This is a genomic window from Actinoplanes sp. CA-142083, assembly GCF_050942195.1.
In the GTDB taxonomy this organism is placed as follows: Bacteria; Actinomycetota; Actinomycetes; order Mycobacteriales; family Micromonosporaceae; genus Actinoplanes.
In genome coordinates this window covers 10,462,080-10,480,130 of record NZ_CP192076.1, presented here as the reverse complement: position 1 = coordinate 10,480,130, position 18,051 = coordinate 10,462,080, and the positions used below count along the sequence as shown (strand labels likewise).

The following is an 18,051-nucleotide window of genomic DNA, read 5'->3' as shown; positions in this document are numbered from 1 at the left end:
ACGTTTCGGTGTTGTTTCAGGTTGTTACATCGGGAGACGCCCATGGCCAGCTTCGGAACCGCCGCCCTGACCGCCCTTCTCATCGCAGCCGCGCCGGCGCCGGCGCAGGCGGAGGCGCACACCAGTACGGCGCATGTCTGGCTGACCACGCCCGACGGCGCTTATCGCATGGCCGACGCCGGATTTGTCCAATTTGGGCGAGCGGGCGACACGGCGACTCCGACGGTGGTCGTCGACCCGAATCGTAAATTTCAGACGATGACCGGCTTCGGGGCGTCGATCACCGACTCCTCGGCGGCGGTGCTCTACCGGCTCGACGCGGCGAAACGAAACGACGTCATGGTCGACCTCTTCGCGCGCGACCGGCTCAACTTCCTGCGGCAGCCGATCGGCGCTTCCGACTTCACCGACGAGCCGGCCTACACGTACGACGACGTCCCGGCCGGCCGGACCGACTACGCGCTGCGCCACTTCAGCGTCGCCCACGACAAGACCCAGATCCTGCCGCTGCTACGCGCGGCGAAAAAGCTCAACCCCGAACTGCAGATCATGGGTACGCCGTGGTCGCCGCCCGCCTGGATGAAGACCAACGAGTCGCTGGTCGGGGGCCGGCTCATCGACTCGCCCGCCATCTATCAGGCGTACGCGTCATATCTCTTGAAGTTTGTGCAGGCCTACAGGAGCGAGGGTGTCCGGGTCGACTACCTCTCGATTCAGAACGAACCGCAGAACCGGGCGCCGAGCGGGTACCCCGGCATGGATCTGCCGTCCTGGCAGGCGGCCAAGGTGATCGAGCGGCTCGGCCCGATGCTGCGCGCCAACCACCTCGACACCAAGATCCTCGGGTACGACCACAACTGGTCCGAGCACCCCAACGATGCCGCCAACACGCCGCCCGACGAAGTGGCCGACATCGACCACTACCCGCAGGAGCTGCTCGAGTCGCCGGCCGCCCGCTGGGTCTCCGGCACCGCGTACCACTGCTACTACGGCGACCCGAGTGCCATGACCGCGCTGCACAACGAGTTCCCGACCGAGGACATCTACTTCACCGAGTGCTCGGGCAGCCAGTCGGGCGACCCGACGATGACGTTCTCCGACACGCTCAAGTGGCACGCCCGGAACCTGATCATCGGGAACACCCGGAACTGGGCGAAGACGGTCGTGAACTGGAACCTCGCGCTCGACGAGACCAACGGCCCCCACACCGGCGGCTGCGGCACGTGCACGGGAGTGGTCACGGTCGGGGACGAAGTCACCTATAACGCCGAGTTCTACACCCTGGGCCACCTCGCCCGGTTCGTCCGCCCCGGCGCGACCAGGGTGGCGAGCACGTCCTTCGGCACCACCGGCTGGAACGGCCAGGTCATGGACGTGGCGTTCGTCAACCCGGACGGCAGCACGGTCCTGGTCGCGCACAACGAGAACGACAACCCGCAGGCCTTCGCGGTCCGCTTCGGCGACCGGCAGTTCAGCTACACGCTGCCGGGAGGCGCGCTCGCCACGTTCGTCTGGCGCGGCCACAGCGACGACCGCACGATCGCGCCCACCGGCTGGACGGCCACCGCCTCCGGCTCGGCCGTGGGCGACGTGCCGGCCAACGCCGTCGACGACGACGCCAGCACCCGGTTCAGCACCGGCGCGGCCCAGCAACCGGGCCAGTATCTGCAGGTCGACCTGGGCCGGCGGCAGCCGATCGGCCGGATCGTCTTCGACACCGGCGCCTCGACCGGCGACTACCCGCGGGCTTACACGATCACCGCGTCGACTGACGGCATTACCTGGGGGCCGGTGCGGTCGGTCGGCGCGGGTCAGTTCGTGACCGGTGACCTGCGCGGTCGCTCGGTCCGCTACGTCCGGATCACCCTGACCGGGGAGTCCGGCAGCTGGTGGTCGGTGGCCGACGTGCGCGCCTATCGGAACTGGTAGAACTCACTCGGGTCGGACGCGACCGACGCCTTGACGGTCGCGCTCCACTCGTCGGCCAGCACTTCCAGCCGGTTCGCCTCGATCCCGTCGAGGGCCGCCGCCACGACGTCGGCCGGCGCCGCCTTGGGGCCGTCGTACCGGGCCATCATGTCGGTGTCGGCCGCACCCAGGTGCAGGCCGGTGACGAGCGTCTTCTGGGCGGCCAGCTCCAGGCGTACGCCATTGGTCAGATTCCACTCCGCGGCCTTGGCCGCGCCGTAACCCCCGGCGCCGTCGTAGGCGAACCAGGAGAGCGCCGACAGCACGTTGAGGATCGCGCCGCCGGAGAGCGAGGGCGCGAACGCGCGGATCATCCGGAGCGTGCCCCAGAAGTGCGTGTCCATCTCCTGCCGGAGAAGGTCGAGGTCGCCGCGCACGAGGTTCGCGCCGGTCGAGATCCCGGCGTTGTTGATCAGCAGGGTGACGTCGGAGGCGGCGCGCGCGGCCGCCTCCACGGACCGCGGGTCGGTGATGTCCAGCGGCAGCACCTCGGCGCCGGGGATCTCCACAGCCCGGCCCGAAGCGGCTGCGAGATCCGGAATTAGGCGATGTAGAGCTTGCGCAGCGGCGACGTGACCTCCCACGTCGTCGCGGTGCCCACGGTGAGCCGTACGAGATCACCCGCACCGACCGTGACGGACGAGCCGTCGACCGTGATCGTCGCCGAGCCCTCGAGCACGAGGAACACCTCGTCGATCTCGACGTCGCGGACCGCGCCGACGCTCATCTCCCAGACGCCGATCTCGACCCCGGAGTCGCCGAGCTCGGTGACCGCGGTGGTGCCGAGCGTCGGCGCGCCCGACACCACGTCGCCGGCGTCCGCGGCGGTGTGCTTGACCGCGACGTCGGCCAGCCGGAAGACCTCAACCCCATCCATGGAGAAAAAATAGATCAAGAAGGCCGCAGCCGCCCGATCGCCGACGACACATCGCTCACCCGATCGGCTAGCAACCCGACCGCGCCGACCGCCCGCGAGAGCGGGTCCTCACCGTCGCCACCCAGGGCCTGCGCCCGCAGATAGCCCGCCTTCACCTCGGCCCAGCGATTCACCTGCTCGGGCGTCATCCGTCCGCGCAGCTCGGCCAGCTTCAGCAGGTTCGCCTCGGCCCCGGTGGTGAGTGTCTGCGCCTCGCCCGCGTAGTGGTCGTCGATGACCACCTCGACCTCGTCGTCGTTCATGGCCGGCACGATCCGCTCGGCGAGCTTGTTCATGTTCCGGTACGAGCCCTGCAGCCGGAACGGCGGCTCGGTCCGGGCGGAGTCATCCTGCCCGGCCGACGCGATGTAGGCCTGGTTGTTGCGCAGCACGACGCGTTGGACCTGCCGCATCTTGCGCAGCACCGACAGCACCTGGCCGAGCTCGGCCGCCGAGTACGCATAGGACAGCCGATCGGGGCGTACGGTCTGGTCTCCGGCGGCCAGGCGCACGAGCAGCGGCAGGTCCTCGGCCGACCGGGTGGCCAGCGGCGCGAGCACCGGGTTCGAGGTGAGCGCGTTCTCCAGGTACGACATCTCGAACAGATCCGTCTTGCCGGAGAGGACATCGCCGAGGTTCCACACGTCGGCCCGGTTCGCGAGCATGTCCGGGATCCGGAACCGCTGCCCGCTCTCGGTGTACGGGTTGCCGGCCATGCACACCGCGAACCGCTTCCCGCGCAGGTCGTAGGTCTTCGTCGACCCGTCCCAGATGCCCTCCATCTGCCGCTGCGCGTCGCACAGCGAGATGAACTTCTGCAGCAGCTCGGGGGACGTGTGCTGGATGTCGTCGAGGTAGAGCAGGACGTTGTTGCCCATCTCCAGCGCGAACGAGATCTTCTCGACCTCCTGCCGCGCGGTCGCGTTCGGCGCCGCCGCCGGGTCGAGCGAGGTGACCGCGTGCCCGAGCGCCGGCCCGTTGACCTTGACGAAGACCAGGCCGAGCCGGTTGGCGACGTACTCCATGAGCGTGGTCTTGCCATAGCCGGGCGGCGAGATGAGCAACAGCAGGCCGGACTGGTCGGTGCGTTTGGCGTCGCCGGCCGCCCCGATCTGCCGCGCCAGGTTGTCGCCGATCAGCGGCAGATACACCTCGTCGAGCAGGCGATTCCGCACGAAGGCGGTCAAGACCGCCGGTTCGAACTCACCGAGGCGCAGGCGTGTGCGTTCGGCGGCGGCCAGGGCGGTTCGCTTTTTCTGGTACGAGCGGAAGGCCGGCACCCCGGTTTCCCGGAATGCGCGGGTCGTCGCCAGGAACCGGTCGAGCCGGATCGTCAGTTTGCCGGCGGAGATCCGCGGGTGAACGCCGAGCAGCCCTTCCACGGTGGCCTCCAGCGCGGCCGCCGAGTCGTAGCGGGTGAGCTGGGTGCCGGTGAGCTCGATCGCGACCGCTTCGACCAGGTCGTCCTCGGTGCCGCTCGCCGGGTTGGCGGCCCGGAACGCGGTCAGCCACCCGGTGATCAGTTGGCGGCGGGCGGCGACGTCGGGAAGGCCGGCCAGGTCGTCGAGGTAGCCGCGGCCGGTCCGGTGGAAGCGGTCGAGGAAGGTCCGCGCCCCGGCCGACGTGACAAACCCGGAAGTTCCGGTGGCCAGCTCCTCGGCCAGGTATTCACCAATGTGCGAGGCGAAGGCGGCCTGGGAGGCGGCGGCCTGGGAGGCGGCCGCTGCGGACAACTCGCGTGCCAGGTCGTCGAGCGCGTCCGAGGCGCCGAAGGCCGAGCGCGCCCGGGCCAGCGACGAAGCCCGCAGTGCCCAGGCGGCCCGCTGCTCGGCCGTCGTCTCGAAGGCCCAGAACAGCTGGGCCGCGACCCGCACCGAGGGCTCGTACCGGAGGAGTCCGGCCGCCGCGTGCAGGCGGATCACCGCCTCCAGGATCAGGGCCGCGTCGGCGTCGTGCACCCCGCGCTCGTAGCCTTCGTCGATGCGGGACTCTGCTTCCCGCCGTACGAGATCACGAATCGACCCGTCGGTGAGCGACGCCGCCGGATTCGCCGCGAAGATCGCGGCGGCGAGGTGCTCGGAGCGGTAGACCGCCCGGTTCTCCGAGATCAGCGGCTGCTCCCAGAACGGGCGGGTCTCGGCGACGAACGCGGCGTCGCGGATCGGCGCGCGATAGTCGGTGCCGGTGATCGTGAAGGCCAGCTCGGCGCCGTCCGGCACCAGCGTCAGGTCGATGGCCTGCGTGTTCACCGCGAACGTGTGCCGGCCCAGCCGGATCGTGGCGCCGCCGTCGCCGTAGAGGTCGAGCCGGTCCCGCAGCGAGCGGCCGGCCTCCTGCCGGGCCGCCTTGACCCGGCCGTCCAGCTCCTCGGCGCGTACGGTGTCGCCCAGACCCCGCAGCTCGTCGGCGACCGACCGCAGCTTGCCCACCATCGGGTCGGTCGCGAAGTAGGTGTTTACCTCGTCCAGCGTGGACAGCGACGCGACCCGCCGCTGCACGCTGGTGAGGGTCCGCTGCGCCGAGGCCACCAGCCGGTCGGCTCGCCGCGCCCGCTCGTCGAGCAGGCTCTGCCGCCGGCCCGCGAATGCCTCGTAGAGCTCGGTGCGCTTGGCCGTGAGCTGATCCACGAAGTCGTCGAAGTCGCCGAACCGCGACTCCAGCGACTCGACCTGCAGCATCAGCTTGGCCGACTGCTCGTCGCAGCGCTCGGGCGTCTCCGCCGCCGCGAGCCCGGCCGTGATCGCCTGTCCGAGCAGTGCGAACTCGGCCGCGAACGCCGCCCGTCCCTCGGCGGCGGCCAGGTCGCGGCGACGCGCGTCGAGGGTGGCCCGGGCCCGGTTGACCCCGCCCAGCACCTCGCCGATCCGCTCGAGGATCGCGACCCGCACGGTGGCGTCGGCGATGTCGAGGCCGCCCACCACGTCGATGACCACTTGCAGCCCGTCGGCCTGCTCGGCCAGGCGCGCCGACACCGGCGCGGCCGCGGCCACGGTCGGGATCCGCGCGGCCTCCTCGACCAGTGACGAGACCGCCTGCTGGTAGCCGGCGAACGCGTCCTCGCGGCGGAGGAACTCGACGGCCCGGCCCGCGGTGGCGTCGACCTCTTGCGAGAGCTGATCTTCCAGCGCCGTGAGCCGGGCCAGGTCGGCGTAGCGCATCTCGCGCACCGTGACCACATGTCCCTGCTGCGCGCGCAGTTCGGCGAGCAACGCGATCCAGCCCTCGGTCGCGGCCGGCGAGTCGTTGCGGGCGCGTCGGATCAACGCCTCCGCCGCCGAAGCGGCCTCGTCGACGGCCGCGACCGCTTGTGCCGTGAGCTCCTGCACCGACTCGAACTCGTCGAGCACCTGCTCGGCCGTCGCCCGCACCTCGTTCAGTGGCTCGGCCAGGTTTTCCAGCTCGGCCTCGCCGAGCCAGAAGTAGTGGTCGAAGAGCCGCCCGCAGGCCGCGATGATCGCCTCGAAGACCGGTCCCGACGGCGACATCTCGTCGACCATCCGCGCCACCGAGAGCGCGTCCGCGATGCCGCGCACCAGGTCGGCGTTGCCGATCCGCGGCAGCGGCCCCTCGCCAGCCGGTTGCGCCGCCGCGAAAGTGTCCGACACGTACGGCGTCTGCCACAGCTGCATCGCGTGCACCCGGCTCGGCTCGTCGCCGTTGTGCCGGAACGCGATCAGGGTCCCGTCGTCGAAGAGCGACCACCCGTGGCAGGTGATCGGGGTGGCGACCTCCTTGCGGATCACGTTGTAGGGGAGCAGGAGGTAGCGCCCCGATTCGCGGGCGTGGAAGACATAGAGCACGTCCTCGCCGTTGACCGAGCGCACCACCCGCTCGAACTCGAGGTCGGCGGTGTCCGCGTCGAACGTCCGGGCCACGCCGGTGGCCAGGTAGTACCCGCCCGGGAAGATGATCCCCTGGTCCTCGGGCAGCCGCTGGCAGGCCTGCCCGATGCCGTCGAGCCGCCGCACCTCCCGGGTCCGGGTGTTGAAGACCAGGTAGCGTCGCCGGGTCTCCTTGTAGGGCAAAATCCGAAGCAAGATCAAGGGACCGAGCTTCGCGTACGAGATCTCCGCGTCGGCCAGGCTCTGCAAGGGCTCGTCCACCGGCTCGGTGTAGATGCCCTCGCCGTTCTCGGTGTTGTTCTCCACCTTGATCGTGAGATCGCCGCCGACCGTCTCGACGAAGACCACGTCCTCGATCGAGACGTGCGGGTGCCGGCCCTGCACGTGCTGGTCCCGGGTGGTCGGCGTCCACTCGAAGTCGTGCGCCGGCGGGAAGACGTGATCGCGCTCGCCGCGATTGTCCACGTAGGACACCTCGCCGTCGGTCGCGACCCGCCAGCGCAGCACCTTGAGGTCGTCGCCGCGCGCGCCGGTCTGGAACACCGCGAGCAGCAGCCCCTCCAGCCGGCGCAGCTGCAGCAGCCTGGTGTCCTTGTAGTAGCGGTACAGCTCGGCGAAGTCGCGCTGGAAGCCGGGATCGTCGAGCAGCCCCGGCTTCTGCGCCCCGGCGAACTTGCCGCCCGCGAACTCGTGCACCGCGAAGACGTCCGCGATCGAGGTCTCGGCCTTGAGCCCGATGAAGACGTTGTAGCCGAACAGCATCGCGCCGCCCACGTGCGCGATGTCCCGCGGCACGCAGTTGTTCTCGGTGCGGATCCGCTCGGTGCCGGCCAGCGTCATCGGCCGGCCGCCGAACGTCTCCACCCGCCGGTCGTTGAGCGCCTCGGCGCGGGCGGCCAGCTCCTTGGCCTGCGCGCCCAGCCGGGCGCGCAGGACCTCGTAGGTGCCGGCGTCGAGGTTCTGCTCGGTCACTTGGCGTTGTTCTGCTTGGCGCTGTCCTGCCTGGCCAGCAGGGCCGCAACACTGACGTTGGCCACGTCCTCGGTGCTCATGCCGGCGATCGCCTTGCTCAGGTCGCCGACCAGGTCGCCTTCGCCGTCGAGATAGCGCGAGCCCAGCGCCTGCGCCACGCTCGAGTGCTCGACGAAGCCGTCCACGCTCTTGCCCAGCGTGATCGAGCCGATCAGCTTGTCGAAGAAGACCGACTCGCCGCCGACGATGTCGATGTCCGCCTTCTCCAGGCCGGCCGCGATGACCATGGCCTGCGCCTCGGCGATCTCCTTGTGCACGTTGATGCCGGCCAGCCGGATCTCCTTCTCCATCTCCAGCCGCAGGCGGTATTCCTCGTGCTCGCGGGACGCCTCGTCGAGCGCCGCCATCGAGGCCGCCTTGTCCTGCAGGCCCACCGCCTCGGCCAGCAGCTTCGCCTTGATCGCGTCGGCCGCGATCATCGCCTTCTCGCGGGCCACCACGTTCTCGGCCCGGCCGTGCTTCTCGACCACCTCGGCGTTGCGCTCGCGCACCTGCACGTCGGCGAGGCCGGCCGCGGCCGCCTCGGCCTGCAGGCCCTCGGCCAGCCGGATCTTGGCGCGGGCGTCGAGCTCGGCGGCCTGCTGCCGCGCCTCGGCCAGCACCAGCTCCTCGCGGGCCTTGAACTTGGCCGCGGCCTCGGCCGCCTCGGCCGCCTTGATGTCCTTGACCAGCGACTCCTGCGCCTCGGCCTCGGCGTTGATGATGACCGCCTGGCGGGTGCGCTCGGCCTCCTCGACGGTGCGCAGGCGCTTGATGTTCTCTTCCTGCTCGGCGACCGTCTTCTCGACCGCGATCCGCTCCCGGATCACCTCGGCGATCGAGCGCTTCTCCGCCTCGACCTCCTTATCCTTGGCGATCGTGGTCAGCTCGGTCTCGCGCTGGCGGGCGATGACCTCGAGCATCCGGTCCTTCTCGATCCGCTCGGTCTCGATCGCGATGACCCGCTCGCGGTTCTTCTCGGCCACCGCGATCTCGCGGGCCTTGTTCTCGCTCTGCACGCCCAGCTGCTGCTCGGTCTTGAGCTTCGCGCCCTCGGCCCGCAGCAGCTCCTCGGCGTGCGCCAGGGCGATCTCGGCCTCCTCGCGGGCCCGCATCGTCTCGATCTCGCGGCGCTGCTTGATCTCGGCGTCCGACTGCCGGCGCTGCAGCTCGAGGATGGCCTCCTTGGCCTCCACGTTCTGCCGGGTGATCTCCTTCTCCTCGTTGCGCCGGAAGTCGTTCGTCTTGACCGACTCGATCGCGGTGAGCTCGGTGATCTTCCGGATGCCCTGGGCGTCCAGGATGTTCTTGGCGTCCAGCGACATCAGCGGCGTCTGCTCGAGGAAGTCGATGGCCGCGTCCTCGAGGCTGTATCCATTGAGGTCGGTGCCGATGACCTCGATGATCTGGTCGCGGAAGTCGTGCCGCTTCGTGTAGAGGTCGACGAAGTCGAGCTGCTTGCCCACGGTCTTGAGCGCCTCGGAGAACTTCGCGCTGAACAGCTCCTGCAGCGTGGTCTCGTTGCTGGCGCGGGCGGTGCCGATCGCCTGGGCCACCTTGATGACGTCCTCGGTGGTCTTGTTGACCCGCACGAAGAACGTGATCCGGATGTCGGCCCGGATGTTGTCGCGGCAGATCAGGCCCTCCCGGCCGGTCCGCGCGATCTCGATGGTCTTCACCGAGATGTCCATGATCTCGGCCTTGTGCAGGACCGGGAGCACCACGGCGCCGGTGAAGGTGACGTCCACCCGTCGCACCTTGGAGATGATCAGCGCCTTGCCCTGTTCGACCTTGCGGAACATGCGGCTCAGGAAGAAGAGCACGCCGAGAGCGATGAGGACGATGACGGCGATCAGGATGCCAAGACCGGTGGAGATTACGTCCATCAAGATTCCTTCGTGGCGATGTCGGCGGGAACAACCCAGAAAAACTCGCCCTCTGGGTCGAAGTCGTAAAGCAGTGCGATCGTGCCGGTGCGCAGTTCGTCCTCGCCGGCCTGGCGGACCTGCACGATGGCGGAGGAGCCGTCCGGGGCGCGAACCTCGGCCTGACCGAACGTGCGGGTCACGCGCCCGGTGCGGATGACACACGTGCGGCCGACGAAGTCGGCGCGGGACTCGGGGCCGGGCGGCCCGAACCGTCCGATGAGGACGACGGCCAACCGGGTGAGCAGCCAGGCGACCACGAGCGCGGCCACCAGCGCGATCCAGGCCGGGAGGAAGACGGCGCCGGCCAGGCTGCCGAACCAGGCGAAGACCACCAGCAACGAGATCGGAACCGAGACCGGCACGCCGCCGAGCCCGGCGAAGCTCAGCAGATCGCCGCCGCCGTCCGCATCGGGATCCGCGCCGCCCGCGATGACCACGGCCCAGAACGCGATCACAATGATCAGAAGCGGCGTGAAAAGGACGGCGGGAAAGCTCAGCGCGGCCTCGATGAACCCGTTGATGACGCCCCCGTTTCGTCGTTCGCGGCATTATGGTGACAGGCATCGTCAATGCGCGGTAGCACGTATCCGACCCAGCGCGCAGGCCTTTCGCCAAACTCTCGCCGGACGCGTCGTAAATGATCCATTGCCCGGTTTCGGCCTATTTGCGCCGCTAGTGTCGTTCTCGATGACAGAGACGACGACAGAGGTACGTTCCCCGGCCGCCGTTGGCGCGGCCGGGCCGTCCCTCGCGTTCCGTCCCGACATCGAGGGGCTGCGCGCCGTCGCGGTCGCCGCGGTCGTCCTGTTCCACGCGGGCGTGCCCGGCATCGGCGGCGGCTACATCGGGGTGGACGTCTTCTTCGTCATCTCCGGGTTCCTCATCACTTCCTTGATGCTGCGCGAGGTCGCCACGACCGGGGGCCTCTCGCTACTGCGTTTCTACGGCCGCCGCGCCCGGCGCATCCTGCCCGCGTCGAGCGTCGTGCTGGTCACCGTAATCCTGGCCGGATACCACTGGCTCGGTTTCCTCCGCGGCGACGAGATCGCCTCGGACGGCCGGTGGGCCGCGCTGTTCGCTTCCAATTTCAACTTCGCCGCTCAGGGCGTCGACTACCTGGAGTCGCAGGCCGCGCCCTCGCCTCTCCAGCACTTCTGGTCGCTCGCGGTCGAGGAGCAGTTCTATTTCGTCTGGCCCGCGCTGCTCGTCCTGCTGATCTGGCTGGGCCTGCGGCACCTCACCCCGGGCGTGCTGGCCGTCGCGGTCGCCGCGTCGCTGGCCTGCTCGGTGTGGCAGTCGGGTGTCACCTGGTCGTACTTCTCCCCGGCGACGCGCGCCTGGGAGCTGGGGGCCGGCTGCCTGCTCGCGCTCGTGGCCGGCCGCCTGAGCCGGATCCCGGCCGGACTGTCCTCCGCGATGGCGGGCGTCGGGCTGGCCGGGATCGTCGTCGCGGCGCTGAGCTTCGACGACGGCACCCCGTTTCCCGGCTACGCCGCGGCGCTCCCGGTGGCGGCCACCGTGCTGGTCCTGGCGGGCCGCGGTGACGCGCTGCTGGGGGTCGCGCCGCTGCGCTGGCTGGGCAAGATCTCGTACTCGCTGTATCTCTGGCACTGGCCGGTCCTGATCATCGCCGGGCAGGCCTTCGGTCCGCTCAACGGGCTCACCCGCACCGGTTTGGTCCTGCTCAGCGTCGTGCTGGCGATCGTCACGTACGTGCTGGTGGAGAGCCCGATCCGGCGCAGCGGCCGGCTTCGGCGATCGCATCTGCTCACCGCTCTGCTCGCGCTGGCGCTCATCCTGGCGCCGGTCGCGGTCGCCCTCGTCAAATCGGCCACGTCGCCCGGGGCGGGCGACGGGCCTCAGTTCCAGCCCCGGTTAGGAGCGCCGCTCGCGCATGTGCAGCTTTGATTCCCGTACGCGTCTCCTGCCGGTCTTTTTGGTCTTGGTCCTGTTGTCGGCCTGTGGCGACGGCAAGCCGGCGCCGCGTTTCTCGGATCAACCCGTTCCCCGGATCGCGTTGGCCAGCGTGCTGGAGGCCGTCCGCAAGGCGCCGGCGGTCCGCAAGGTGCCGGCCGACCTGACGCCGTCGATCGCGGCCGCCGGTGCGGATCTGGGCTTCGACAACGTGAAGTGCGAGGTCGCGCCGGCCGCGGACCGGATCGCGGAGCCGTGCGTCTTCGGCGATCCGGCGGGCGCGGTGCGGGTGGTGCTCTACGGCGACTCGCACGCCGGGATGTGGCTGCCGGCGATGAAGGAGATCGCGCAGCGGCGGCACTGGCGGCTCGAGTTCTACGGCAAGCCGGCCTGCCCGACGCCCGAGTTGAGCTTCTGGAACCAGCAGGAGCAGCGGCCGTTCGCCGAATGCGGGCGGTTCCACGACTTCGTGATGGCCCGGATGCGGCAGACGCGGCCGTCCTTGGTGGTGGTGACCAACGAGAGCTTCTCGCAGAAGACCGGTCGCGGCGAGCTAATCACTCCCGGACAGTGGCGGGTGGGCCTTACTGCGACTTTGCGGCGGTTGTCTCTGGCAGCCTCGCGTGTGGTCGTGCTGGGCGACACCCCGGTGCTGGATCAGAGCACGCCGGACTGTCTGGCCGCGCACGGGTCGAACCTGGCGGTCTGCTTCACGACCCGGACAAAGGCGACGGCCCGGGTGTGGAACGCCGCCGACATGGCCGCCGCCCAGGCGACCGGCGCCGCGTACGTGTCGGTCCTGCCGTGGTTGTGCTCCTCGATCTGCACTCCGGTAATCGGAAATGTCATGGTTTATCGGAACAGGTTCCACATCACCGGGACGTACTCGCGGATGCTCAACGGCGTGCTGGAGGACGCTCTCGACCGGAGCGATCCTGGAGCGCGTGTGCCCTGACGGCGTCCTTCACCGCCTCGACGTCGCGCCGGCCGCTGGCCATCGCCTCCTCCGGCAGCGGCTTGGTGATCTGACCCTTTCCGGTCAGCGCGGCGGCGCCTGCGCCCGCGAACAGCAACACCGCGGTGATCAGGACGGCGGTCCAGACGGGCATGATCAGCGCCAGCGCGGCCGCTACCGTGACGGCGAGCGCGCCGATGCCGTAGACGGCGACCGCCCCGGCCGCACCGAACAGGCCGGCGCCGATCGCGGCCCGCTTGCCCTTGGTGGCCATTTCCGTCCGGGCGGACGCCAACTCCTCGCGCACCAGGGCGGTGGCCTGATCGGTCAGCTCCTGGACCAGGTGGGTAGCCATGCCTCGGACGTACCCGCTCAGCCCCGACTTATCCCATTATTGACCGATTTCGCTCACCTCGGCGAAGGGTTTGTCGTCCCACCAGGTCGCGTGAATGATGAAGCTGTGGTTCGTCTCGTTGAAGTAGACGGCCAGATTGTCCGCGGAATCCTGGAACTTCTGCACCGCGTACCCGTCGGCGGGTGTCGCCGTGACCAGCGAGACCACGCTGTCGGAGGTCATCTTGATGACCGCCTGCCCGCCCTCGACCTGGAACGTGCGCACGTAGGTCCGTAGCCCGTCGTCGGCCGTCGTCACCGTCCAGCCGTCCTCGGTCGTCGTCTTCGGCGGGGTTGTCGACTTGGTGGCCGGTTTGGTCGTCGTGGGGGGTTTCGACGTCGGGGTTCGCTGTGGTGGTTTCTTGCTGGTCTCCTTGGGCACCGGCGTGGTCACGGTCGGCAGCGGCGCGGGGAAGCTGCTCGCCGCCGCGGCCGGGAGCTGGGCGAGAGCGCCGTCCTGCGGCTCGCTGGCCCGCAACACGGGCAGGATGGCGACGCTGGCCAGCACGATGCTGGTCGCGGTGGCCGCAGCCCACCCCGCGATCGGAGTCCACCGGGAAGATCCCACGCGGCCATGTTCTCAGATGCACCTATGCTTCCCCGCATGGCGCTGATCCTGCTGGTCGAGGACGACCGCATCATCACGGCCGCGCTGTCCCGGGCACTGACCGACGCCGGGCACGTCGTGCGGCCGGTCGGCCGTGCCGCCGACGCCCTGAAGATCGTCAGCGAGGAGCGGCCCGACCTGGTCATCCTCGACCTCGGGCTGCCCGACATCGACGGCACCGACGCGCTGCGGATGATCCGCTCGGTCTCCGACGTGCCAGTCATCGTGGCCACCGCCCGCCGCTCCGAGGCCGACATCATCACGCTGCTCAGCGCCGGCGCCGACGACTACGTGACCAAGCCGTTCTCGGGCGGGCACATCCTCGCCCGCATCGCCGCCGTGCTGCGCCGGGCCCGCACCGCGCCCGAGCCGATCCAGCAGCAGATCGTCGTCGGCGATCTGGTCATCCACCCACGGCAGCGGCGGGCCGAGCTGCACGGGGAGGCGCTGCAGCTGACCCGGCGCGAGTTCGACGTGCTGGCGTACCTCGCCGAGCGGGTCGGCCAGGTGATCAGCCGGCGCGAGCTGATGAACGAGGTCTGGAACCAGGCCCGGATCGGCGAGGAGCAGACCATCGACGTACACATCTCGTGGCTGCGCCGCAAGCTCGGGGAGACGGCCGCGAAGCCGCGGTTCCTGCACACCGTGCGCGGGGTCGGCGTGATGATGGTCGATCCCCGATGAGGTGTTTATTTTGAGGTGGGCGCTCAACCGGCTCGCGCTCGCCATCACGTCGATGGTGGCGCTGGCCTTCCTGGTCCCGCTCGCCGTCGCCACCCGGCAGATCGCCCACGACCGGGCGGTCAGCGACGCCCGCCAGCAGGCCACCTCGCTGGTCACCGTGCTCGGCGTCGACGCCGACCCGACCCTGCTCACCAACGCCGTGGCCAGCACCACCGCGGGCAGCGCCGGCCGCCTCGCCGTCCACCTGCCGGAGGTCGACCCGATCGGCGTGACGCACACCGACGCCGCCCAGATCTCCCTGGCCGCGCAGGACCGCCGGTCCGTGCTGGCGCCCGCGCCCGACGGCGTCGCCTACCTCCAGCCCACGGTCCTCACCGACGGCCGCACCGTCGTGGTCGAGGTCTATGTGCCCGACGCCGAGATGCGCCGCGGCGTGTGGGCGGCCTGGCTGGTGCTGGGCGGGCTCGCGATCGTGCTGGTCGCCGGCTCGACGCTGCTGGCCGACCGCCTGGGGAGCCAGATGGTGCGTGCGACCCGGCAGCTGGCCAACTCCACCCGCCGCCTGGGCGGCGGCGACCTGGCCACCCGCGTCGAGCCCGTCGGCCCGCGCGAGCTGCGCGACGCCGCGAACGCCTTCAACACCATGGCCGACGACCTGCGCAGCCTCCTCGACAAGGAGCGGGAGCTGGCCGCCGACCTGTCACACCGATTGCGGACGCCGCTGACCGCCCTCCGCCTGGATGCCGAAGCGATGCCGCCCGGCCCGGTCGCCGACCGCATGCGGCAGGCCTGCGACCTGCTGGACGAGGAGCTCGAGGCGATCATCACCGGCGCCCGGCTTGGCGTCGAAGCCCGCGGCCAGGAGCGCACTGACTTGGTCGAGGTGCTCGCCGACCGCCTCGCGTTCTGGTCGGTGCTCGCCGAGGATCAGGAGCGGCCGTGGGAGGTCGTCGGCGGTGACGTGCCGGTCATGCTGCCGCTCCCTCGAAGCGAGCTGATCCTCGTGGTCGACGCCATGCTGGGCAACGTCTTCTCGCACACCCCCGAGCGCACCGCTTTCCGGGTCAGCATCTCCCCTTCGGGCCTGCTGGTCGACGACGCCGGCCCCGGCATCCGCGACCCCGCACACGCCGTACAGCGGGGCGTCAGCGGCGCCGGTTCGACTGGCCTGGGCCTGGACATCGTTCGCCGAGCTGCTTCTACGTCCTCGGGCGAGCTCGTCATTTCGCGGAGCCCGCTAGGTGGCGCCCGCGTGGGCATCCTGTTCCCGGTTTCATGATCCTTTCCGGGTCTGTTAAGGCTCCTTTATGGCGGCACTGCCTACCTTGCTGACATGCGTAGGAAGATCACATATCCCCTGGTAGCCCTCGGCGTGCTCGGTTCGAGCCTGGTAGTCGCCTCACCCGCGTTAGCCCACGGGTACGTCTCGACGCCGCCCAGCCGTCAGGCGCTCTGTGCTTCCGGCGCCGTCGCCGACTGCGGGCCCATTCAGTTCGAGCCGCAGAGCGTCGAGGCCCCCAAGGGTTCGCAGGCCTGCGACGGCGGGGTGGCGCAGTGGTCCGTGCTCTCCGATGAGTCGCGTAATTGGCCGGCCAAGTCGGTAGGCACTTCGGTGACCTTCACCTGGGTTTTGACGGCCAGGCATCGCACCGCTGATTTCGTCTACTACATCGACGGCGCGAAGGTGGCGACCTTCGACGGCGGCAACGCCCAGCCGGACGCCGTCGTCTCCCACACGGTCGACTTGAGCAAGTTCCCCGGCCGCCAGAAGGTCCTGGCCGTCTGGAACATCGGCGACACCGCGAACGCCTTCTACAACTGCGTCGACCTGAACGTGGGCGGCGGTTCCTCGTCTACTCCCACCACCTCGCCCACGACGACCGCTCCCACCGCGGCTCCTAGCGCCACCGCTACTTCTGCCGCTCCAACCGCGACCGCTACCGGCGGCTCGTCTTCGTCGTGGGCACCAGGCGTCTCGTACAAAACAGGCGAGGTCGTGACTTATCAGGGTAAGCGCTACCAGTGCCGCCAGTCCCACACGGCGATCAACAGCTGGGAGCCCTCCATCTACACCCTCGCCCTTTGGCTCCCCCTGTGAAGCGCCTGGTCCTGGCCGCCCTGCCGCTCCTCTTCATAGGCGCCTGCGGCACGGCCACCAGCCCCGCCCCCGCAGTCTCAGCCCAGGCGGTAGCCGAAATCCAGGCCGGCGACGACTTCAACGACACCGACGTGATGTTCCTGCAGATGCTGTCCTACCACCAGAAACAGGGCTTGGAGATGACCACGACGGCGGCCGCCCGAGCCAAGAACCCTTCGCTGAAGACGCTAGCCGAGGCCGTACAGGCCACCGAAAAGGACGAGCTGTCCATGATGCAGGCATGGCTGACCCAGTGGAAGAAGCCGGTAGACGTAGACACCACCAAGAGCCTCCACGCCGACCACGGCGGCCTGCCCGCCACCGGCCCCGCCGAGATCAAGGCGCTCAAGACCGTGTCGGCCGCCGGCTTCGACACCGCGTTCCTGAACTTGTTCTTGGCCCACCAGCACAACGCCATCGAGATGGCCCACCTGGAAACCACGAACGGCTCGAACGCAGAGGCGAAGGCGTTCGCTTCTCGCGTGCGGGAGTCCCGCCAGGGCGAGGTCCAGCAGATGCTCAAGCTGATGAACGGCGCATGACAAGGCGGCCCCTTTCCGGGCCGCCTTGCCCCGTTTCCCCTCGGGCGGCCTCGCCTCTGGCCGCCTCCGCTGGAGTGCCGACCTCGACATCCCCGTCTTTCGCCGACGGTCGCCGTGTCTATCGGGCGGCCTCCTCTACGTCGGCGGGACCGTCCTCTCCCCATCGACCGGCGCGATCCTCAAACCGACAACCGCCGGATCTCCGGTAATTGCTGGAGGTCCACCTCGTCACGGTCAGCCGGGGCGTTCTGTCGAGCTACGCGCCCTAGTTAGGCGACGTGGTGAGCTCGGTGGTACGCCACGTGCGCCCTATCGATGGTGTGTCGCGGACTGCGGCGTAGTTCGTTGATCGGCTCGTGGGTGGCGCTGGCGCAAACGATCCAGACTTCATTGATATAGATGACGCCCGTGTCGAACATGACATGGTGGTTGGGGCAGAGGCAGAGGACGTTGCTCTGCACATCCGGTCCGTTGTGCGGCCTTCCCAGGGCTCGAATGTGTGCCGCCTCGGCGTACGGACCGGCCGGCGTGTCGATTCGGAGATCACAGACCTGGCACACGTGCCGATGAATTTCCTTGACGCGTTGGGCCACCGCAGTGTTGCGAACGATCCGCTGAATGGTCGTTGACATACGCCGCGTGGGGTCGAGCTGTTCCGGCTCAAGCGCCTCCGCCCAGTCGAGCACGGTGAGCCCCGGCTCGTCCAACGCGACGAGTCGGAAACGCCAGATGCGGAAGCCATTGCGAGTTTCATACCAGAAGTCCGCGACCCGAAAGAGTCCGTCGTAGCGTAGGCCTCTGGTGGGCGAGTGGACCCGGTCGCCGCCCGCACCGCGGATGACACGCACGGGGTAACCCTCGACGCTGCTGCGCGCCAAGCCGGCATTTCCGAGGACGAGCTCCTGATCCGCGGTCTGCGCATGGGTGTTGGCGTCCTGGCCACCCTGCCCGGTATAAATCAGCTCGTTTCCGAAGTCTTCGTCGTCCGGGTATCCGCCGGATACGACAATGGACTCGGCGCCATCCCGACCGCCGCAAATGCCGCCCTGTGGTGGACGATGCACCCTGGATTCAGCGAGTTGACGACGGTTGACGAACGTTGCTCCCCACGGGAAACCCGCAATCTCACCGTAGGTCCGTTCGGGCATGCGCCC

At 69.4% G+C, this 18,051-nt stretch carries 15 protein-coding genes; 7 read left to right on the top strand and 8 right to left on the bottom strand.

The genetic code is table 11. The annotated features are described in order from the left end of the window. The first annotated feature begins 42 nt into the window (after positions 1-42). Complete coding sequence (locus tag ACQPZX_RS48495; RefSeq protein WP_433371945.1) at positions 43-1,929, top strand: discoidin domain-containing protein; 1,887 nt, start codon at positions 43-45, stop codon at positions 1,927-1,929. On the opposite strand, the gene ACQPZX_RS48490 is transcribed toward ACQPZX_RS48495, so the two are convergent. From ACQPZX_RS48490 to ACQPZX_RS48470, 5 genes are read right to left on the bottom strand one after another with little or no spacing between them, the layout of a single operon-like run. After that, on the bottom strand, positions 1,914-2,477 hold the full coding sequence (locus ACQPZX_RS48490) for an SDR family NAD(P)-dependent oxidoreductase (protein WP_433371943.1): 564 nt from the start codon (positions 2,475-2,477) through the stop codon (positions 1,914-1,916). The genes ACQPZX_RS48495 and ACQPZX_RS48490 overlap by 16 nt on opposite strands. A 32-nt stretch (positions 2,478-2,509) precedes the next feature. Further along, entirely contained in the window at positions 2,510-2,845 is a 336-nt protein-coding gene (locus ACQPZX_RS48485) for a cupin domain-containing protein (protein ID WP_433371941.1), read from the bottom strand. A 14-nt stretch (positions 2,846-2,859) separates the two neighbouring features. Next, positions 2,860-7,698: a DNA repair ATPase gene (locus ACQPZX_RS48480; RefSeq protein WP_433371938.1), complete on the bottom strand. Its 4,839-nt coding sequence runs from the start codon at positions 7,696-7,698 to the stop codon at positions 2,860-2,862. Continuing rightward, positions 7,695-9,623, bottom strand: a complete 1,929-nt coding sequence (locus ACQPZX_RS48475; protein WP_433371935.1) for a flotillin family protein — start codon at positions 9,621-9,623, stop codon at positions 7,695-7,697. Before ACQPZX_RS48475 ends, ACQPZX_RS48480 begins: the two co-directional genes overlap by 4 nt. Then, a complete protein-coding gene (locus ACQPZX_RS48470; RefSeq protein WP_433371932.1) occupies positions 9,623-10,120 on the bottom strand; it encodes a hypothetical protein in 498 nt (165 codons plus the stop codon). Before ACQPZX_RS48470 ends, ACQPZX_RS48475 begins: the two co-directional genes overlap by 1 nt. A 232-nt stretch (positions 10,121-10,352) precedes the next feature. Here ACQPZX_RS48470 and ACQPZX_RS48465 point away from each other — a divergent pair, with 232 nt between their 5' ends. Both ACQPZX_RS48465 and ACQPZX_RS48460 read left to right on the top strand, forming a co-directional pair. Further along, the gene (locus ACQPZX_RS48465) at positions 10,353-11,573 is read left to right on the top strand and encodes an acyltransferase family protein (RefSeq protein ID WP_433371929.1); all 1,221 of its coding nucleotides are present in this window, start codon (positions 10,353-10,355) and stop codon (positions 11,571-11,573) included. Positions 11,574-11,691: 118 nt separating this feature from the next. Next, positions 11,692-12,534 (top strand): SGNH hydrolase domain-containing protein, encoded by an 843-nt coding sequence (locus tag ACQPZX_RS48460; protein ID WP_433371926.1) that lies wholly within the window; start codon positions 11,692-11,694, stop codon positions 12,532-12,534. Here ACQPZX_RS48460 and ACQPZX_RS48455 read toward each other — a convergent pair. Beyond that, positions 12,476-12,889, bottom strand: coding sequence for a phage holin family protein (locus ACQPZX_RS48455; RefSeq protein ID WP_433371923.1), 414 nt, complete (start codon positions 12,887-12,889; stop codon positions 12,476-12,478). The two genes, ACQPZX_RS48460 and ACQPZX_RS48455, sit on opposite strands and share 59 nt — an antisense overlap. A 36-nt stretch (positions 12,890-12,925) precedes the next feature. Beyond that, on the bottom strand, positions 12,926-13,495 hold the full coding sequence (locus ACQPZX_RS48450; protein WP_433371920.1) for a DNA mismatch repair protein MutL: 570 nt from the start codon (positions 13,493-13,495) through the stop codon (positions 12,926-12,928). Between the two features lie 36 nt (positions 13,496-13,531). On the opposite strand from ACQPZX_RS48450, the gene ACQPZX_RS48445 reads away from it, so the two are divergent. From ACQPZX_RS48445 to ACQPZX_RS48430, 4 genes are read left to right on the top strand one after another with little or no spacing between them, the layout of a single operon-like run. Then, complete coding sequence (locus ACQPZX_RS48445; protein WP_433371919.1) at positions 13,532-14,218, top strand: response regulator transcription factor; 687 nt, start codon at positions 13,532-13,534, stop codon at positions 14,216-14,218. A 10-nt stretch (positions 14,219-14,228) separates the two neighbouring features. Continuing rightward, entirely contained in the window at positions 14,229-15,497 is a 1,269-nt protein-coding gene (locus ACQPZX_RS48440; RefSeq protein WP_433371916.1) for a HAMP domain-containing protein, read from the top strand. A gap of 54 nt (positions 15,498-15,551) precedes the next feature. After that, positions 15,552-16,316 carry a lytic polysaccharide monooxygenase gene (locus tag ACQPZX_RS48435; RefSeq protein ID WP_433371914.1) on the top strand — a complete coding sequence of 255 codons (765 nt, stop codon included), beginning with the start codon at positions 15,552-15,554 and terminating at the stop codon, positions 16,314-16,316. Then, positions 16,313-16,897 (top strand): DUF305 domain-containing protein, encoded by a 585-nt coding sequence (locus ACQPZX_RS48430; protein WP_433371911.1) that lies wholly within the window; start codon positions 16,313-16,315, stop codon positions 16,895-16,897. The genes ACQPZX_RS48435 and ACQPZX_RS48430 overlap by 4 nt, the downstream gene beginning before the upstream one ends. Before the next feature lie 269 nt (positions 16,898-17,166). On the opposite strand, the gene ACQPZX_RS48425 is transcribed toward ACQPZX_RS48430, so the two are convergent. Further along, positions 17,167-18,045, bottom strand: coding sequence for a YDG/SRA domain-containing protein (locus ACQPZX_RS48425; RefSeq protein ID WP_433371908.1), 879 nt, complete (start codon positions 18,043-18,045; stop codon positions 17,167-17,169). Positions 18,046-18,051 lie beyond the last annotated feature (6 nt).